17 protein-coding genes are annotated in these 18,245 nt (G+C 72.0%); 5 read left to right on the forward strand and 12 right to left on the reverse strand.

All coding sequences use genetic code 11. From position 1 onward, the window contains the following. Positions 1-25: 25 nt before the first annotated feature. The 4 genes from IE290_RS27110 to fakA all read right to left on the reverse strand — a co-directional run bounded on the left by IE290_RS27110 (position 26) and on the right by fakA (position 8,351). A complete protein-coding gene (locus tag IE290_RS27110) occupies positions 26-3,400 on the reverse strand; it encodes a pyruvate carboxylase (protein WP_191247538.1) in 3,375 nt (1,124 codons plus the stop codon). 212 nt (positions 3,401-3,612) lie between these two features. After that, positions 3,613-4,548 carry a S8 family peptidase gene (locus IE290_RS27115; RefSeq protein WP_191247539.1) on the reverse strand — a complete coding sequence of 312 codons (936 nt, stop codon included), beginning with the start codon at positions 4,546-4,548 and terminating at the stop codon, positions 3,613-3,615. A gap of 58 nt (positions 4,549-4,606) precedes the next feature. Next, positions 4,607-6,760, reverse strand: a complete 2,154-nt coding sequence (recG, locus tag IE290_RS27120) for an ATP-dependent DNA helicase RecG (protein ID WP_191247540.1) — start codon at positions 6,758-6,760, stop codon at positions 4,607-4,609. A 4-nt stretch (positions 6,761-6,764) separates the two neighbouring features. After that, positions 6,765-8,351, reverse strand: a complete 1,587-nt coding sequence (gene fakA / locus IE290_RS27125) for a DAK2 domain-containing protein (RefSeq protein ID WP_191247541.1) — start codon at positions 8,349-8,351, stop codon at positions 6,765-6,767. 135 nt (positions 8,352-8,486) lie between these two features. Between fakA and rpmB the strand changes: the two genes are divergently transcribed. Both rpmB and IE290_RS27135 read left to right on the forward strand, forming a co-directional pair. After that, positions 8,487-8,678 carry a 50S ribosomal protein L28 gene (gene rpmB, locus IE290_RS27130; protein ID WP_017987500.1) on the forward strand — a complete coding sequence of 64 codons (192 nt, stop codon included), beginning with the start codon at positions 8,487-8,489 and terminating at the stop codon, positions 8,676-8,678. Positions 8,679-8,760: 82 nt separating this feature from the next. Beyond that, the gene (locus IE290_RS27135; protein WP_191247542.1) at positions 8,761-9,438 is read left to right on the forward strand and encodes a uracil-DNA glycosylase; all 678 of its coding nucleotides are present in this window, start codon (positions 8,761-8,763) and stop codon (positions 9,436-9,438) included. Positions 9,439-9,646: 208 nt separating this feature from the next. Here the strand turns inward: IE290_RS27135 and IE290_RS27140 are convergent, their stop codons facing one another. The 3 genes from IE290_RS27140 to IE290_RS27150 are packed head-to-tail and all read right to left on the reverse strand — an operon-like array spanning position 9,647 to position 11,614. Then, positions 9,647-10,168 carry a gamma carbonic anhydrase family protein gene (locus tag IE290_RS27140; RefSeq protein WP_191247543.1) on the reverse strand — a complete coding sequence of 174 codons (522 nt, stop codon included), beginning with the start codon at positions 10,166-10,168 and terminating at the stop codon, positions 9,647-9,649. Continuing rightward, entirely contained in the window at positions 10,146-10,625 is a 480-nt protein-coding gene (locus IE290_RS27145; RefSeq protein ID WP_191247544.1) for a GNAT family N-acetyltransferase, read from the reverse strand. The genes IE290_RS27140 and IE290_RS27145 overlap by 23 nt, the downstream gene beginning before the upstream one ends. 20 nt (positions 10,626-10,645) lie before the next feature. Next, positions 10,646-11,614, reverse strand: a complete 969-nt coding sequence (locus IE290_RS27150) for a thiamine-phosphate kinase (protein WP_191247545.1) — start codon at positions 11,612-11,614, stop codon at positions 10,646-10,648. A gap of 109 nt (positions 11,615-11,723) precedes the next feature. Between IE290_RS27150 and IE290_RS27155 the strand changes: the two genes are divergently transcribed. Both IE290_RS27155 and IE290_RS27160 read left to right on the forward strand, forming a co-directional pair. Then, entirely contained in the window at positions 11,724-11,957 is a 234-nt protein-coding gene (locus IE290_RS27155; RefSeq protein ID WP_017987495.1) for an Lrp/AsnC ligand binding domain-containing protein, read from the forward strand. Between the two features lie 3 nt (positions 11,958-11,960). Then, positions 11,961-12,494 carry a DUF3515 domain-containing protein gene (locus tag IE290_RS27160; RefSeq protein WP_191247546.1) on the forward strand — a complete coding sequence of 178 codons (534 nt, stop codon included), beginning with the start codon at positions 11,961-11,963 and terminating at the stop codon, positions 12,492-12,494. Positions 12,495-12,541: 47 nt separating this feature from the next. Here the strand turns inward: IE290_RS27160 and IE290_RS27165 are convergent, their stop codons facing one another. Then, positions 12,542-13,627 carry a D-alanine--D-alanine ligase family protein gene (locus tag IE290_RS27165; protein WP_191247547.1) on the reverse strand — a complete coding sequence of 362 codons (1,086 nt, stop codon included), beginning with the start codon at positions 13,625-13,627 and terminating at the stop codon, positions 12,542-12,544. A 36-nt stretch (positions 13,628-13,663) separates the two neighbouring features. Next, positions 13,664-15,034, reverse strand: a complete 1,371-nt coding sequence (gene pdxR, locus IE290_RS27170; RefSeq protein WP_191247548.1) for a MocR-like pyridoxine biosynthesis transcription factor PdxR — start codon at positions 15,032-15,034, stop codon at positions 13,664-13,666. 71 nt (positions 15,035-15,105) lie between these two features. Between pdxR and IE290_RS27175 the strand changes: the two genes are divergently transcribed. Beyond that, on the forward strand, positions 15,106-15,747 hold the full coding sequence (locus tag IE290_RS27175) for a pyridoxamine 5'-phosphate oxidase family protein (RefSeq protein WP_191247549.1): 642 nt from the start codon (positions 15,106-15,108) through the stop codon (positions 15,745-15,747). A 126-nt stretch (positions 15,748-15,873) separates the two neighbouring features. On the opposite strand, the gene IE290_RS27180 is transcribed toward IE290_RS27175, so the two are convergent. From IE290_RS27180 to IE290_RS27190, 3 genes are all read right to left on the reverse strand, one after another. Then, complete coding sequence (locus tag IE290_RS27180) at positions 15,874-16,338, reverse strand: cysteine dioxygenase (protein WP_191247550.1); 465 nt, start codon at positions 16,336-16,338, stop codon at positions 15,874-15,876. Positions 16,339-16,517: 179 nt separating this feature from the next. Next, entirely contained in the window at positions 16,518-17,525 is a 1,008-nt protein-coding gene (locus IE290_RS27185; RefSeq protein ID WP_191247551.1) for an NAD(P)H-dependent glycerol-3-phosphate dehydrogenase, read from the reverse strand. Between the two features lie 2 nt (positions 17,526-17,527). Then, positions 17,528-18,229: a lysophospholipid acyltransferase family protein gene (locus IE290_RS27190; RefSeq protein WP_191247552.1), complete on the reverse strand. Its 702-nt coding sequence runs from the start codon at positions 18,227-18,229 to the stop codon at positions 17,528-17,530. Positions 18,230-18,245: the final 16 nt, after the last annotated feature.

An 18,245-nucleotide genomic window follows, 5' to 3' on the forward strand; every position in this document is an offset into this window, starting at 1 on the left:
CAGGTGCCGCCGCACACGGTTTTCCCTATTCCAGCACGATCAGCAAGTCGCCGCCCTCGACCTGCTGCACCGAGTTGATCGCCAGGCGCGCCACCTTGCCCGATTCGGACGCGGTGATCGCCGCCTCCATCTTCATCGCCTCGATGGTCGCGACCGTGGCGCCCGCGGCGACCTCGTCGCCCTCGGCCACCGACAGCGTGACCACACCGGCGAACGGCGCGGCGACGTGCTTCGGGTTGGCCTTGTCGGCCTTCTCCGCCGCCGGCAGGTCCGAGGCCACCGACCGGTCGCGGACCTGGATCGGGCGCAGCTGGCCGTTCAGCGTCGCCATCACCGTCCGCATGCCGCGCTCGTCGGCCTCACCGACGGCTTCCAGCTCGAACAGCAGCCGCACGCCCGGCTCCAGGTCGACCGCGTACTCCTCGCCCGGGCGCAGACCGTAGAAGAAGTCCTTGCTGGACAGCACGCTGGTGTCGCCGTAGGCGCGGCGGTGCTCCTCGAACTCCTTGGTCGGCCCGGGGAACAGCAGCCGGTTGAGCGTCGCGCGGCGGTCCTTCGCCAGGCCCTCGCGGTCCTCGGCGGACAGCTCGGTCTCCCGCTTGGTCTCCGCGCGGCCCTCCAGCGCCTTGGTGCGGAACGGCTCCGGCCAGCCGCCGGGCGGGTCGCCCAGCTCGCCGCGCAGGAAGCCGATCACCGAGTCCGGGATGTCGTAGCGGTTCGGCTCGGCCTCGAACTTCTCCGGCTCGACCCCGGCGCCGACCAGGTGCAGCGCGAGGTCGCCGACCACCTTCGACGACGGCGTGACCTTGACCAGGTGGCCCAGGATCTTATCGGCCGCCGCGTACATCGCCTCGATCTCCTCGAAGCGGTCGCCCAGGCCGAGCGCCTTGGCCTGGGTGCGCAGGTTGGACAGCTGGCCGCCGGGGATCTCGTGGTCGTACACGCGGCCGGTCGGCGAGGCCAGGCCCGCCTCGAACGGCGCGTAGATCTTGCGCACGATCTCCCAGTACGGCTCCAGGTCACCGACCGCACGAAGGCTCAGCCCGGACGGCCGCGCTGAGTGGTCGGTGGCCGCGACGATCGCCGACAGCGACGGCTGCGAGGTGGTGCCGGCCATCGACGCGACCGCGCCGTCGACAGCGTCCGCACCCGCGTTGATCGCCGCCAGGTAGGTGCCCAGCTGACCACCCGCGGTGTCGTGGGTGTGGATGTGCACCGGGAGGTCGAACTCCTTGCGCAGCGCGGAAACCAGCTTCTCCGCGGCGGGCGCGCGCAGCAGGCCGGCCATGTCCTTGATCGCCAGCACGTGCGCCCCGGCGCCGACGATCTGCTCGGCCAGCTTGAGGTAGTAGTCCAGCGTGTAGAGCTTCTCGCCGGGGTCGGACAGGTCCGAGGTGTAGCAGAGCGCGACCTCGGCGACGGCCTTCCCGGTCTCCCGCACGGCCTCGATGGCCGGGCGCATCTGCTCGACGTCGTTGAGGGCGTCGAAGATGCGGAAGATGTCGATGCCGGTGTTGGTGGCCTCCTCGACGAAGGCGTTGGTCACCTCGGTCGGGTAGGGCGTGTAGCCGACCGTGTTCCGGCCGCGCAGCAGCATCTGCAGGCAGATGTTCGGCACCGCCTCACGCAGCTTCGCCAGCCGCTCCCACGGGTCCTCGGCGAGGAACCGCAGCGCCACGTCGTAGGTCGCGCCGCCCCAGCACTCCAGGGACAGCAGCTGCGGCAGCGTGTGCGCCACGACCGGCGCGACGGCCAGCAGGTCCTTGGTGCGGACGCGGGTCGCCAGCAGCGACTGGTGCGCGTCGCGGAAGGTCGTGTCCGTGACACCCAGCGTGGGCGACTCGCGCAGCCACCGCGCGAAGCCCTCCGGGCCCAGCTCGGTCAGCTTCTGCTTCGACCCCGCCTGCGGCTCGCCCGACGGCAGCGACGGCAGCTTGGTGATCGGGTCGATCAGGCGCGGCCGCTCGCCGTGCGGCTTGTTGACCGTGACGTCGGCGAGGTAGGTCAGCAGGCGCGTGCCGCGGTCGGCGGAGTGCCGCGCGGTCAGCAGGTGCGGCCGCTCCTCGATGAACGAGGTGGTGACGCGCCCGGCGGCGAAGTCCGGGTCGTCGAGCACGGCCTGCAGGAACGGGATGTTCGTGGAGACACCGCGGATGCGGAACTCGGCGAGCGCGCGGCGGGCGCGGCCCACCGCGGTCTTGAAGTCGCGGCCGCGGCAGGTGAGCTTCACCAGCATCGAGTCGAAGTGCGCGCTGATCTCGGTGCCGGCGAACGCGGTGCCGCCGTCGAGGCGGATGCCCGACCCGCCGGGCGAGCGGTAGGCGCTGATCATGCCGGTGTCCGGGCGGAAGCCGTTGGCCGGGTCCTCGGTGGTGATGCGGCACTGCATCGCGGCGCCGCGCAGGTAGACCTTCTCCTGCGACAGGCCGAGGTCGGCGAGGGTCTCGCCGGAGGCGATGCGCAGTTGCGACTGCACCAGGTCGACGTCGGTGACCTCCTCGGTCACCGTGTGCTCGACCTGGATGCGCGGGTTCATCTCGATGAAGACGTGGTTGCCGTCGCGGTCGAGCAGGAACTCGACGGTGCCGGCGTTGCGGTAGCCGATCTTGCGGGCGAACGCCACGGCGTCGTTGCAGATGCGGTCCCGCAGCTCGGGGTCGAGGTTCGGGGCGGGCGCCAGCTCGATGACCTTCTGGTGCCGCCGCTGGACCGAGCAGTCGCGCTCGAAGAGGTGGATGACGTTGCCCTCGCCGTCGGCGAGGATCTGGACCTCGATGTGCCGCGGATCGACGACGGCCTTCTCCAGGAAGACCGTCGGGTCACCGAAGGCCGACTCGGCCTCGCGCATCGCGGCCTCGATCGACTCGCGCAGGTGCGCGGGATCGTTGACGCGGCGCATACCGCGACCGCCACCACCGGCGACGGCCTTGACGAAGACCGGGAACCCGATCTCCTCGGCCGCAGCGGTCAGCTCGTCGAGGTTCGTGGACGGCTGCGACGAGCCGAGCACCGGCACCCCGGCCTCCCGGGCGGCGGCGACGGCGCGCGCCTTGTTACCGGTCAGTTCCAGGATTTCCGCGCTCGGGCCGACGAAGGTGATGCCGGCTTCCTCGCACGCGCGCGCGAGATCGGGGTTCTCGGACAGGAATCCGTAACCGGGGTACACCGCGTCGGCCCCGGCTTTCCGCGCGGCGCCGACGATTTCCTCGACGTCGAGATAGGCGCGGACCGGGTGTCCCGGCTCGCCGATCTCGTAGGCCTCGTCGGCCTTCAGACGGTGCAGCGAGTTGCGGTCCTCGTGGGGGAACACCGCCACTGTGCCCGCGCCCAGCTCGTAGCCCGCGCGGAACGCGCGGATGGCGATCTCCCCGCGGTTGGCGACCAGCACCTTGCGAAACATGCCCGGTCCTTCCCTGTTCACGGATCGGTAGTGCTGTGACGTTACCTTGCCGATCCCGCTCATCGGGAGTTCAGTCCCGGGTGATGGACATCATCCGGGACGTGCGCATGCCGCACAACGGTACGGGGTATTTCAGCTGTTCGGGGTGCGGCTTCTGTTGGCGGGGCCGGCCCCGATCTCACCGAAGCCGGCCGCCACCCCCACAAACCAATTCAGCTCTCCGCGCCCGCCTTCTCGAACAGCGTGTACAGCAGCCGGTTCGGCGTGCCTTGCGGCAGGCCGGTCAGCACGTCCGGCGTCGAGTTGTTGATCAGTGCGTCCATCACCTGCTGGGGCGTCTTGTCGGGGTACTGGGCCCGGTACAGCGCCGCCGTGCCGGCGACGAACGCCGCGGCCATCGAGGTGCCCGAGAACGGCGTGGCGGCTGTCGCGCCCGGCGCCGTCGACGGCACGTCCACGCCCGGCGCCAGCAGGTCCACCCCCAGCCCGAAGTTCGACTTCGTCGCGAACGCGTCCGCCTTGTCGACCGCCCCCACGGTCAGCAGCTCCGGGATCCGCGCCGGCGACGAGAACGACGAGTCCACTCCCGACCACCCGGCCGCCGCGACCACCGGCATCACCCCGATCAACCGCCGCACCGCGTTGTCCAGCCCGTCGGACGCCGGCCCGCCGAAACCGATCACCGCGACCGCGGGCTGCCTCGCGTTCTGGGTGACCCAGTCGATGCCCGAGATGATGTTGTTGAGCCGCCCGTTGCCCTTGTCGTCGAGCACCTTGACCGGCACGATCCGCGCGGCCTTCGCGACGCCGAACTCCGTGCCGGCCACGATCCCGGCCATCCGCGTGCCGTCGCCGTTGCCGTCGGCCGCGTTGTCGGTGCCGCCGACGAAATCCCGGCCCGGGTCGACCCGCCCGGCCAGGTCCGGCAGCGCCGCGTCGACCCCGGTGTCGATCACGTACACCGTGACGCCCTCGCCGGTGCTGTCGTAGTGGTAGGTCTGGTCGCCGGCCTTGTCGCGCTGGTCGATCCGGTCCAGGGCCCAGCTCGGCGGGTTCTGCTGCGCACCGGGCGCGGCCGAAGCCGGCGCCACGGTGGCGAGGACGAGCAGTGCCGAACCGATGACCGCGCGTAATCCACTCTTGAGCACGCCTCAGCGTCGCGCCGCCGGAGATCACGCACAACTCGGGCCATCGCCCGATCGTGCGTCAGGACTTCTCGAGGTACTCCGCGCGCTCGGAATCGACCAGGTCGGACACCATGTGCGCCAAGCCGGGATGCCGCTCCAGCGCCGGGTCGCCGCTCACGATCTCCTGCGCCCGCTCCCGCGCGGCCGCGATCACGTCCTCGTCCCGCAGCAGCGAAAGCAGCTTGAGGCTGGAGCGCTTGCCGGACTGGGTGGCGCCCAGGATGTCGCCCTCGCGCCGCAGCTCCAGGTCCAACCGGGACAGTTCGAAGCCGTCCGTTGTGGACTCCACCGCGGCCAGCCGCTCGCGCGTCGCGGTGCCGTCCAGCGTCTCGGTGACCAGCAGGCACAACCCGGGCACGCTCCCCCGGCCCACCCGGCCGCGCAGCTGGTGCAGCTGGCTGACCCCGAACCGGTCGGCGTCCATGATCACCATCATCGTCGCGTTCGGGACGTTCACGCCGACCTCGATCACCGTGGTCGCGACCAGCACGTCCAGCTTGCCCGCGGCGAACGCCCGCATCACGGCGTCCTTGTCGTCGGGCGGCATCCGGCCGTGCAGGATGCCCAGCCGCAGCTCCGACAGCGGCCCGTTCTCCAGCTCGGCGGCGACGTCGAGCACCGCCAGCGGCGGCCGCCGGTCGGTGTTGTTCGACGCCGGCTCGTCCCCGATCCGCGGGCACACCACGTACGCCTGGTGCCCCTTGCGGACCTCCTCGACCAGCCGCTGCCACGCCCGGTCCAGCCACGCCGGCTTCTCCGCGACCGGCACCACGCTCGTCTTGATCGGCGACCGCCCGACCGGCATGTGCCGCAGCGCCGAGGTCTCCAGGTCGCCGTAGACCGTCATCGCGACCGTGCGCGGGATCGGCGTGGCGGTCATGACCAGCACGTGCGGGCTGCCGCCGTTCGCCGCGCGCGAGCGCAGCGCGTCCCGCTGCTCGACACCGAACCGGTGCTGCTCGTCCACCACCACGAGGCCCAGATCGGCGAAGGACACCGTGTCCTGGATCAGCGCGTGGGTGCCGACGACGATCCCGGCCGCGCCGCTGGCGGTGTCCAGCAACGCCTGCTTGCGCTCCTTGGTCGACATCGACCCGGTCAGCAGCGTCACCTTCGTCGCGTTCTCCGCCGCACCCAGCTCACCGGCCTGTCCCAGGTCGCCGAGCATCTCGCGCAGGGACCGGGCGTGCTGCGCGGCGAGCACCTCGGTGGGCGCGAGCATCGCGGCCTGGCGGCCGGAGTCGACCACCTGCAGCATCGCCCGCAGCGCCACGACCGTCTTGCCGCTGCCGACCTCGCCCTGCAGCAGCCGGTTCATCGGGTGCTCGCCGGACAGGTCGGCGGCGATGTCCTCGCCCACCGCGCGCTGCCCCTCGGTCAGCTCGAACGGCAGCCGCTGGTCGAACGCGTCGAGCAGGCCACCCTGGATCCGGGCGCAGGCCGGCGCCGGGCGGGTCACCGCGGAGTACCGGCGCTGCGCGAAGATCAGCTGCACCGCCATGGCCTCGTCCCACTTCAGCCGGTCCCGCGCGGCCTCCAGCGCGTCGTGGTCCTTGGGGCGGTGGATGTTGTGCAGCGCGTCGAACAGGTCCATGAGCTGGCGGCTGTCGAGCAACTCGCGCGGCATCGGGTCTTCTTCGCGCTCCAGCGTGTCCAGCACCTGACGCACGCACCGCGCGATGGACCACGACGGCATCCCCGCGGCGGCGGGGTACACCGGGATGATCGCGCCGACGAAGTCGTCCATCGCGCTGTCGTCGTCGCCGTCGAGCATCTGGTACTCGGGGTTGGCGAGCTGGAGCGTGTTGCGGAACGCGGTGACCTTGCCGGCGAACAACCCGGTGCGGCCCAGCCGCAGCTGCCGCTCGTGCTGGTGCGGGCGGCCGAAGAACGCGCAGGACAGCCTGCGGTGGCCGTCGGTGATGACCAGCTCCAGGATGTGCCCGGGCTTGTTGCGCATCCGGCGCATGTTGACCTTCTCCACGCGCGCCATCACGGTCGCGTGCTCGCCGATCTCCAGCCCGGCGATGTCGGTCAGCTCGCCGCGCTCGGCGTAGCGGCGCGGGTAGTGCCGCAGCAGGTCGGCGACGGTGTGGATGTCCAGCGACTCGGCGAGCGCCTTCGCGGTCTTGGCGCCCAGCAGCGGGGGCAGCTTGTCACGCAGTCCGGTCACGCGTTCACTCCACACCGATCAGCAGCACGGCGTCGGCCTGGCCGCCGGGGTAATCCACGAACTCCACCTCCGGTCGCTGCGCCCGCAACCGCTCCCGCAGCTCGTCGGTCAGGCCGGCCGGCGCCTCGGTCCCGGTCAGCACGGTGACCAGCTCGCCGCCGACGGCCAGCATCCGGCTCAGCACGCCCATCGCGGCCTCGGCCAGCGGCGCGCCGGCCGGTTCGACGAGCACGACCTCGCCGTCGACGAAACCGATCAGGTCACCGGCGTGGGCCCGTCCCACCCAGGTTATCGACTCCTCGGCGGCGACCACGAGCTCGCCACGCCGGGTCGCCGCGGCGGCCTCGGCCATGGCGACGACGTCGTCGTTCGCGCGGCGCCCCGCGTCGTGCACGGCCAGCGCGGACAGCACCTGGACCGGGGACGCGCACGGGATGACCACCACGTCCCGGTCGCCGATCATCGGGTGGCCCGCGGCGTCGTCGGCGGCCCTGGTCAGGCTCTCCCCGCCGGCGAGGACGGTGATGTGACCGGCCGCGCGCTCGGTGATCAGGCCGAGCATCTCCTCGACGCTCGGCGTCGAGTGGTCCGGCACCGCGAGCACCGCGAAACCCTCTTCGCGCAGCAGCGTGGCCAGCTCCTCGCCGTGCACGACAGCGACCACCGCGCGGTCCGGGCCGGACGGCGGTTCGATCGGGGTCGGGGTGATGAGCGGTTCGACGCGGATGCCGCTGGGCCGGCCGGCGCGGAGACCGGCCTCGATGGCGGCGCCGATGTCCGCGCAGTGCACGTGGACGGCGTGTCCGCCGCTGCCGTCCCCGGCCACGGTGACGCTGTCCCCCAGCTCGGACAGCGCCCGGCGCAGGACCGGGACGTCCGCGTCGGCGACCTCGTCCAGCAGGTACATGACCTCCCACGCGTAGGGAGCCTGCTCGGTGTCCGGTTCGCTGGAGGTGTGCGCCTCGCAGGAGTGCGCGATCTGGGTCTCGGTGCCGGTGACCACGCCCGCCAGTGCGTCGAAGACCGCGACGAGCCCGCGCGCGCCCGCATCGACGACACCGGCGGAAGCGAGGACCGGCAGCTGGTGCGGGGTCTGCTCGAGGGCTTCGGAGGCGGCCTTCGCGGCGATCGCCACCACGTCGGCGAGGTCGCCGGGGTCCGTGACCGCCTGGGCCACGGCCTGCAGGACGCTGAGCATCGTGCCCTGGACCGGGCGGGCGACGGCGTCGGTGGCGGTGCGGTGCGCGTTCGCCAGTGCCTTGGCCAGGGTGGGTCCGTCCAGCTCGTCCGCGGCGGCGGCGGTTTCGGCGAGACCGCGGAGGACCTGGGAGAGGATCACGCCGGAGTTGCCGCGCGCGGCGAGAACGGCGCCCCGGGCGAGTACGGACAGTGCCGCCGCCGCACTGTCCGTGGTGGGTTCGGCGGCCAGCCGGGCGTGCGCGCCGGACATGGTGTGCAGCAGGTTGGAACCGGTGTCGGAGTCGGCGACCGGGTAGACGTTGATGCCGTTGATGGCCGGGCACAGCACTTCCAGGCTGTGCACGCAGGCCGCCGCCCACGCTGTGATGGCATGCTCGTCCAGAGCCCGCACCGCCGACCTCCTCCCTGGTCAGGCCAGGGTAGCGACCCGGTCGCGGGACGGCGAAGGACCGTCGTTTAGTATGGTCCGAGTGTCCGGCCCGCGCCGGGCGTGTTTTGTCTTCCCTGATCGTCAAAGGAGTTCGACGTGGCTGCCGTGTGCGACGTCTGTGGCAAGGGACCGGGCTTCGGCAAGTCCGTCTCGCACTCCCACCGGCGTACCAACCGCCGCTGGAACCCGAACATCCAGACCGTGCACGCCAAGATCGGCGTGTCCCAGCGCAAGCGGCTGAACGTCTGCACCTCGTGCCTGAAGGCCGGCAAGGTCGTTCGCGGCTGATTGCTGCAGACTTTCGAGACGGCGGGTGTCCTCGGGCATCCGCCGTTTTCGCGTGCGCGGCGCACCGCTAAAGTACGCCGCCGTGGCAGCGAAACCCTTGCACGAGATCGTCGAAGCAGGCTGGGCGAAGGCGTTGGACCCGGTCGCCGACCGGATCTCCGCGATGGGTGAGTTCCTGCGCGCGGAGATCGCCGCGGGACGCCGGTACCTCCCCGCGGGCGAGCACGTGCTGCGGGCGTTCCAGCAGCCCTTCGACGACGTGAAGGTGTTGATCGTCGGCCAGGACCCGTACCCGACGCCGGGGCACCCGATCGGGCTGAGCTTCGCGGTGGCGCCGGACGTGCGGCCGCTGCCGAAGAGCCTGATCAACATCTACCAGGAGTACTGCGACGACCTCGGCTACCCCACGCCGTCCAACGGCGACCTCACGCCGTGGACCGAGCAGGGGGTGCTGCTGCTCAACAGGTCGCTGACCGTGCGGCCCGGTTCGCCCAACTCGCACAAGGGCAAGGGCTGGGAAGAGGTCACCGAGCAGGCGATCCGCGCGCTGGCCGCCCGCGGCAAGCCGATGGTCGCGATCCTGTGGGGCAGCAACGCACGCAGCCTGAAGCCGCTGCTCGGTGGGGTGCCGTGCATCGAGTCGGTGCACCCGAGCCCGCTGTCCGCGCGCAACGGCTTCTTCGGTTCGAAGCCGTTCAGCCGCGCGAACGAGCTGCTGCAGCGGCAGGGCGCCGAGCCGGTGGACTGGAAGCTGCCCTAACCCAGCCGCAGCGCTGCCCTTGCGTGGCAGCCGCGGGCCGAAACAGCCACAGCCGCGGCTCCCGCGCCGCCCGGAAACGACGACCGCACGGACGGCGGCCCCAACGGCGCCAGCCTGGGCGAAGCGCTCGGAGCTCCCCGCCCAGCCGTCGCAGGGCGAGCCGCCGCCCTGTTCGCAGCCGCGGCTCCTGCTGCCGGGCCGCGCCGCCCTAGCCCATCCGGCGCAGCGCGGTGCGGAACCATTGCGCCCGCTCGACGTAGCCGTCCACCACGCGCTGGATCTGGTCCGGCCCGAAAGACTTGTTCTCCCGCACCTTCGCCGGCACCCCGAGCGCGATGTGCCCGGACGGCACGCGCGAGGAGTACGACAGCACCGCCCCGGCGCCGACCATCGCACCGTCCTCGATCACGCTGCCGTTCAGCACCACCGAACCCGACGCGATCAGGCACCCGGTGCCGATCCGCGCGCCCTCGACGTGCACCGCGTGCCCGATCGCCGACGACGGGCCGAGGATCGTCGGGTCCTGGGCGGTGCAGTGCAGCACGCACCCGTCCTGCACGTTGGACCGCTCGCCGATCTCGATGTAGCCGTGGTCGCCGCGCAGCACGGTCTGCGGCCACACCGACGCGTTCGGCCCGATCCGCACGTCGCCGATCACCGTGGCGTCCGGGTGCACGAACGCCGTCGGGTGGATCGACGGGGTCAGCTCACCGAGCGCGTAGATCGCCACCGAGGTCCTCCAAATCCTTGCCCAGGTACACCGACAGCGGATCCCCCTGGTAGTGGCCGAACGCCGGAACGTCGGTGTAGCCCGACGACCGGTACAGCGCGATCGCCTCCGGCTGCTTCAGCCCGGTCTCCAGCACGAGCCGTCTGCGCCCGGCGGCGCGTGCCGTGCGTTCCAGCTCCGCCAGCACCGCACGCGCGAAACCCTTGCCCCGCGCGGCCTCCACGACGTACATCCGCTTCAGCTCGACCTCGTCGTCACCCCGGACGCGCCAGCCACCGCAGGCGACCGGCTCCCCGTCCAGGTAGCCGACGACGAACAACCCCAGCGGCGGCGCGAACTCGGCCGGATCGACCGGGGTGGCGTCCGTTTCGCCGTAGCGCACGACGTACTCCTGCTGCACGGCGTCGATCAGCTTCGCCGCGTCCGGATCGTCGTACGCGACCACGCGAAGGTCCATGGCGAACTACGTTAGAGGGATCACCGCCAGTGCTCCCAGCCACTTTCGCCGTGGTACTGCTCACCGTCGACCGTGACGCCCGAATCGGCCAGCGTGACCGAGCCGATCCGCCGCCAGCCCTCGGGCAGGTCGGCGAACGACGGGAAGGTCGCCACCAGCGCGTGGTCCTCGCCGCCGGTCAGCACCCAGGTCAGCGGGTCCGCGCCCAGCGCGGTGCCCACGTCGACCAGCTTCCGGTCGATCTCCAGGTGCTCGGTCAGCACGTCGATGCCCACACCGGAGGCCTCCGCGATGTGGCCGAGGTCGGCGAGCAGGCCGTCCGAGACGTCGATCATCGCCGTCGCCCCGGCGATCGCGGCCGCGGGACCGGCCGCGTAGTCCGGCTCGGGCGCGCGCTGGGCGTTGACCACCGCGACGGGTGAGCGGAAACCGCGGCCGAGCGTGGCGAGCCCGGCCGCGGCCCAGCCCAGGCGCCCGGAGACCGCGACGATGTCGCCCGGCCGCGCGCCCGAGCGCGTCACCGGCGCGCGTCCTTGCAGGTCACCGAGCGCGGTGATGCTCACCACCAGCTGGTCGGCGCGCACCATGTCGCCGCCGACGACCCCGGCACCGGCGCGCTGGGCTTCCGCCCACAGGCCGTCGCTGAGTTCCCGGACGACCTTCGCGGGGGTGTCCGGCGGGCAGGCGAGCCCGACGAGGACGGCTGTCGGCACCGCGCCCATCGCGGCGACGTCGGCGAAGTTCTCCGCCACCGCCTTGCGTCCGACCTGGTCCGGAGTGGACCAGTCCAGCCGGAAATGCACGCCCTGGACGAGGACGTCGGTGGTGGCGACCACCCGCCCGTCGGGCGCGGCGACGACGGCGGCGTCGTCGCCGGGGCCGAGGAGGGTTCCGGCGGGTTGTCTTCGGTTCTCGGTCACGGCGCGGATGAGGCCGAACTCACCCATTCCGGCGACCGTGCCGGAGTCGGATGCCTGGTGGGTTGACATGCGTCACCTCGGTCGCTCGATAGTCGGATGACCTAGATTCGTGGTCCGTGCGGTAGGTTCTGTCCACGTTCCTACCTTGAGTTCGACGCCGGAGACGAAGGGGCGCGCCGTGGTCCACGCATACATCCTCATCCAGACCGAAGTCGGCAAGGCCGCCGCGGTCGCGGCGGAGATCGCCGGGATCCCCGGTGTCACCAGTTCCGAGGATGTGACCGGCCCCTACGACGTGATCGTGCGGGCCGAGGCCGACAACGTCGACCAGCTCGGGCAGCTCGTGGTCGCGAAGGTTCAGGGTGTCGAGGGCATCACGCGCACGCTGACCTGCCCCGTGGTGCACCTGTAAGCGATGCCGGACACCGAGACCGGGGCGCCGCCGCGGGCACTGCTGGTGGCCGCGGCCGTGCTGGTGGTCGTGCTGGCGGCCGGGGTCGCGGTCATCGGGCTGGTGATGCGCGGCTCCGGCGACGAGGCGGGTCCGCTGGCGCTGGTGCCGGTGGACGCGCCGCAGGCCGGTTCGGCCGAGTGCGCGCGGCTGATCCCGGCTATGCCTGCGCAGCTGGACTCGAAGGGCACCGCGCTGCCCCGCCGGACGATCGCGGAGCCCGCCCCCGAGGCGACGATCGCGTGGGGCTCGCCGGACTCGATCGTGCTGCGCTGCGGGCTGGGCAAGCCGCCGGAACTGACGCCGACGAGCCAGTTGCGGGTGGTCAGCGGGGTGCAGTGGCTGCCGGTGGAGGGCCCGGGCTCGTCGACGTGGTACGTGGTGGACCGGGCGGTGTACGTGGCGCTGACGGTGCCGGACTCCGCGGGGACCGGGCCGCTGCAACAGATCTCGGACACCGTGGCGGCGACGCTGCCGCCGGTACCGCTACGGTTTTGAGCCTCTCACGGTCGCACACGTTGCCGAGAACGTGCGACCGGTGGGGGTCAGCGCAGCCCGGTGCCCCGGGCGAGCGCCGTGTCGATCAGGGTCGTCAGCAGGGTCCGGTAGTCCACGCCCGTGACCTGCCACATCTTCGGGTACGCCGAAGTCGCCGTGAAGCCGGGCATCGTGTTGACCTCGTTGACCGTTAGGTCGCCGTTGGCGCCCACGAAGAAGTCCACGCGCGCCAGGCCCTGGCAGTCGAGCGCCTGGAACGCCTTCACCGCCTGCGCACGCAGCTTCTCGGTCACCGAATCGTCCAGCTTGGCCGGGATGTCCAGCTCCGCGTCCTCGCCGATGTACTTCGTCTCGAAGTCGTACCAGGCGGACTCGTCGTCGGAAAGCACGCGCACCTCGGCCGGCAGTGACGCCTCCACCCGGCCGTCCGGGAACTCCAGCACGCCGCACTCGACCTCGCGCCCCGGCACCGCCGCCTCGACCAGCACCTTCGGGTCGGTTTCGCGCGCCAGTGCGATCGCCGCGTCCAGGTCGGCCCAGTCGGTCACCTTGCTGATCCCGATCGACGACCCGGCTCGCGACGGCTTGACGAACACCGGCAGCCCCAGCCGTTCCCGGTCCGCCTCGTCCAGTGTGGACTGTCCGCGGCGCAGCTCGACGTAGCGGCCGACCGGCAGCCCCTCCGCGGCGAGCAGCTTCTTCGCGTAGGCCTTGTCCATCGCCACCGCGCTGGCCAGCACGCCCGGCCCGACGTACGGGATCCCGGCCAGTTCCAGCAGCCCCTGCAGCGTGCCGTCCTCACCGAAGGCGCCGTGCAGCACGGGGAAGACGACGTCGACACCGCCGAGCGCCTCGGCGCCGGGCTCGGTCACGACCAGCTCGCGCAGCGTCGGGTCACCGGCGAGGACCAGCGACTGGCCGCCGTCGACCGAGGGCAGCTGCCGGCCGGAGATCGTGAGGCTCTTCGGGTCGGCGGTGCCCAGCACCCAGCCGCCCTCGCGGGTGATCCCGATCGGCACGACCTCGAAGCGGTCGCGGTCCAGATGCGCCAGCACGCTGCCTGCCGACAGGCACGAGATCGTGTGCTCGGTGCTCCGGCCGCCGAACACCACGGCCACCCGCGTCTTCCTCATGAGCCGTCACCCTACCGGGCTCTTGCCCCGATCCGATCAGCGCAGTAAGCCCACCAGCGTGTCCAACGCGCCACCCAGCGCCTCCCGCGAACAACCGGCGTAGCCGATCGCCACGCCGTACGCCGTGGGCGTTCCCGCGAAGTGCCGGGCCAAACCATCAAGGCGGATCCCGCGCACCCGTCCCGCCGCCAGGCACTCCCGTTCGGCCTCGGCGGAGGCGAACGGCACCACCAGGTGCGCGCCCGCGTCGTCGCCCAGCACCGGGACCCCGGCCTCCCGCAGGGCGGACACCAGCATCACCCGCCGCTCGGACAACTCCCGCCGCAGTTTCCGAAGGTGACGGCCCAGGTCACCGTGCCGCGCCAGCTCGATCAGCACGCGTTGGCCGGCCGGCGACGGACGCGTCCCGGTGCGGTCGCGGTGCCCCAGCACCGACGACGTCACCGCGCCCGGCGCGACCATCCAGCCCGCGCCGAGCGTGGGGGTGAGGATCTTGCTGGTCGTGCCCAGGTGCACCACGACGTCCGGCGCGAGCGCGGCCAGCAGCGGCAGCGGGGCGACGTCGAACCGCAGCTCACCGTCGTAGTCGTCCTCGATGATGAGCATGTTCTCGGCGCGGGCCCGCTCGACCAGCTCGACCCGGCGGGCCGCGTTGAGCCGCGACCCCATCGGGTACTGGTGCGCCGGCGAGCAGTAGACGCCGCGCACGCCGGGCGGGATCGCGTCGGTGCGCAGGCCCTCGCCGTCCACCGGAACCCCGACGACCTTCAGGCCCGCGCTCAGGAACGCCTCCACCGCGCGCTGGTAGCCGGGCTCCTCGACGGCGACCGTGTCCCCGGCCCGGAACACGGCCCCGGCCAGCTCGAACACCGCGGCGGTGGTGCCGCCGGTCGCCAGCACGGAGTCGGTGCCGACCGCCAGCCCGCGGTGGCGCAGCAGGTGCTCGGCGATCGCCGCCCGGTACTCCGGCAGACCGGCCCGGTGCGCGCGGGTCAGCGGCGCGGTGTCGGCGGCGGCGCGCCAGGCCCGGCGCCACGCGGCGCGGTCGATCCCCGCCGCCCACGGTGTGCCCGGGGTGAGGTCGAGCAGCTCGTCCGGTTCGGCGACCTCGCCCGGGACGACCCGGTGGACGGGCCGGTCGCTCGGTGGTGAAGTGGTGACGTAGGTGCCCGAGCCGTGCCGCCCGGTGATCCACCCTTCGGCGTGCAGCTGCTCGTAGGCGGCCGAGGTCACCGTGCGGCTCACGCCCAGCCGCGCGGCCAGCGCCCGGGTGGACGGCAGCCGGTCGCCGCCGCGCAGGTGCCCGGTCGCGGCCGCCTCGCGCAGGGCGTCGGCGAGCTGCACGGCGAGCGGGGTCTCGGCCTCGCGGTCGAGGGTGACGGGCAGCGCGGTCGCGGGCTGGGACACTCGAAGTGGCCTTCCGTTTTGCTTTGAAAGTGGATCTACTGGAAGTCCACTATACGCCGCATGCTGAAGGCATGACCACACTCTCGCCGACCCCGCGCAGCACCCTGACCCGCAAGAAGAACCGCGCGGCCACCGATCGCGAACGCCTGTACGAGGTGCTCGACGAGGGCCTGATCTGCCACCTCGGTCTCGTGCTGAACGGCTCCCCCGTCGTGCTGCCCACCGGGTACGGCCGCGACGGCGACACCCTGTACTTCCACGGCTCGACCGGCTCGGGGAACCTGCGTGCGGCGGCGCAGGGCATCGATGTGTGCGTGACGGTGACGCTGGTCGACGGTCTGGTGTACGCCCGCTCGCTCAACAACCACTCGATGAACTACCGCAGCGCGGTGGTGCACGGAACCGCGCGGCTGGTGACGGGAGAGGAGAAGATGCACGGGCTGCACGTGGTGACCGAGCACCTGACCCCGGGCTCGTGGGACCACGCGCGGGCGGTGAACGCGAAGGAACTGGCGTCGGTTTCGGTGCTGGCGCTGGACCTGGCGGAGGCGTCCGTGAAGATCCGCGCGGGCGAGCCGGTCGACGAGCCGGAGGACATGGACAGCGACGAGATCTGGGCCGGGGTGGTGCCGGTCCAGACCACCTTCGGCGAGCCGGTCCCGGCCTCCTACGTGGACGCGCCGGTTCCGCCGCACGTGCGTGCTCGCCGGTAGCGTCGGGGTGCGCTGACCACGCTCGCCGGCGACGAGTTCTTCACCTCGACCCGGAGTACAAACGGGAGTGTCTGTGGCGCGGGCCGGTGCTGCGGCCTCTCGACACCCTCGCTTGTGGACAGCTCGTCAGTCGCGGACGGGGCCGGTCACCGGGTCCAGGTGGTACGAGCGCATGACCCGGCCGCCGCTGCGGTAGACGTGCACGCTGATCGCCGGGTCCGGGCCGTCGTTGCGCACCTGGTGCACGTACCCGGGCCCGAAGACCCGCGACTGCCCCGCCGACAACGGGTGCACCTCGGTCACCCCGCGCCGCGCGACGGTTTCGGTGAGACGACCGCTGACGACGGTGAACGCGCCCGTCGAATGCCCGTGGTCGTGCAGGTCGGTGTGCTGACCGGGCAGCCAGCCCATCAGCCAGATCTCCTCGTCCTCCCGCACCTCGACGAGCGCGGAGAACCGCTCGTCCGGGTCGTAGCGCAACAGGTGCCGCCAGCGGTCGCGGTCGGCGGCGAACTCGAGCGCGACCCGCACCGGGTGGCGCAGGACGGGCTTCTCGGTCAGGGCGATGGTGTTGTCCGGAACAGCGAACATGAAAACAGGTGTCCTCGTGCGAAAAAAGGGTGGTTGTCGGCAGGCTGGGCTGGGTCAGCGACAACAACAAGGACACAGCGCGGCGCCGCGGCGGAGCACCCGCCGGGTCAGAAGGCCACGCGTCGTCATGGCGCCCACCCAACCAGCGGGCCGGGCGGGCGTCAACTCCGTTCCACCTACTAGGACCACTCGTGCTTCTGACGGCGCCCGAGCAGTTCGGCGCCCACCTGCCGGGGGTCGGCGCCCTCGTGGCACACGCGGTGCATCGCGTCCGTGATCGGCATGTCCACGCCGTGCTTGCGGGCCAGCTCCCGGATCGACGTGCACGACATCACACCCTCGGCGACCTGACCACCGGCCGCCGCCTGCGCCTGCTCCAGCGTCTCGCCCCGCCCCAGCCGCTCGCCGAACGTGCGGTTGCGCGACAGCGGGGACGAACACGTCGCCACGAGGTCGCCGACCCCCGCGAGCCCGGCGAAGGTCAGCGGATCGGCGCCCAGCTTCGTGCCCAGCCGCGCCATCTCCGCCAGCCCGCGCGTGATCAGCGTGGCCGTGGTGTTGGCGCCCAGACCCATGCCGACCGCCATGCCGCAGCTGAGCGCGATGACGTTCTTCGCCGCGCCACCGACCTCGCAGCCCACCACGTCGGTGTTGGTGTAGGGCCGGAAGTAGGAGTTGAAGCTGGCCTGCTGGATCGCGACGGCCCGGTCGTGGTCGGCGCACGCGAGCACCGCCGCGGCCGGCTGGCCCTGCGCGATCTCGCGCGCCAGGTTCGGCCCGGACACCACCACGATCTCGTTCCCGGACACGCCGCTGATCTCGGCGATCACCTCGCTCATCCGCTTGAGCGTGCCGAGTTCGACGCCCTTGGCGAGGCTGACCAGGATCGCGCCGCGCGGCAGGAGTTCCCGCCAGCCGGACAAGTTCGCGCGCAGGCTCTGGCTCGGCACGGCCAGCACGACCGCCTCCGCGCCGGCCAGCGCCTCGGCCGGATCGTGCGTGGCCGTCAGGTTCGCGGGCAGCTCGATGTCCGGGAGGTAGCCGCTGTTGCCGTGCTTCTCGCGGATCTCCGCGGCCACCTCGGCCCGCCGGGCCCACATCGTCACGTCCCGTCCGGCGTCGGCGAGCACCTTGGCGAACGCGGTGCCCCACGAACCCGCGCCGAGCACGGTGATGCGCTGCACCATCGTCAGTCCGCCGCCTCGGGCTTGCGGGCGGGCGGCTGTTCGCCGCGGACCTCGGCCAGCAGCTCGGTGACGCGCTCCATGAGCAGTTCCGTCACCTCCCGCAGCAGCGGCCCGGTCTGCGGCTTGCCGCGGTAGGCGGACAGATCGACCGGTTCGCCCACCTTGTGCGTCACGGTCGTGCGCGGGATCAGCCGCACCTTCTTGTGGTAGAAGTCCAGGATCTGCTGGGTGCCCCAGCGCGCCACCGGGATCACCGGGACGTCGTTGTCCAGCGCCAGCCGCGCCACCCCGGTGTGGGACCGCTTCGGCCAGCCCTGCGGGTCCTTGGTGATGGTGCCCTCGGGGTAGATGACGACGACCTTGCCCTCCTGCAGCGCCTGGTGCGCGGCGCGGAGGCTGTCGCCGGCCTGCGCCGATCCGCGGTAGACCGGGATGCTGCCCGCGCCGACCAGGATCTTGCCGAAGATCGGCGTCCGGGCGAGGCTGTCCTTGGCCAGGAACCGCGGAACGCGCTTCTGGCGGTGGATGAACACCGCGTCGACGGCGGGGTCCATGTGCGAGACGTGGTTCATGACCACCAGCGCCGGGCCCTCCCGCGGGATCCGCTCCGCACCGGTGTAGACCCGCCTGCCGATCCAGCTCACCGGGTAGAACAGCACCGCGGCGGCTCCGACCCAGAACCCGCCCTTCTCACGACCGGCCAAGACTCCTCCTGCTGTG

This window comes from Amycolatopsis deserti (genome assembly GCF_014653945.1).
GTDB classification, from domain to species: domain Bacteria; phylum Actinomycetota; class Actinomycetes; order Mycobacteriales; family Pseudonocardiaceae; genus Amycolatopsis_E; species Amycolatopsis_E deserti.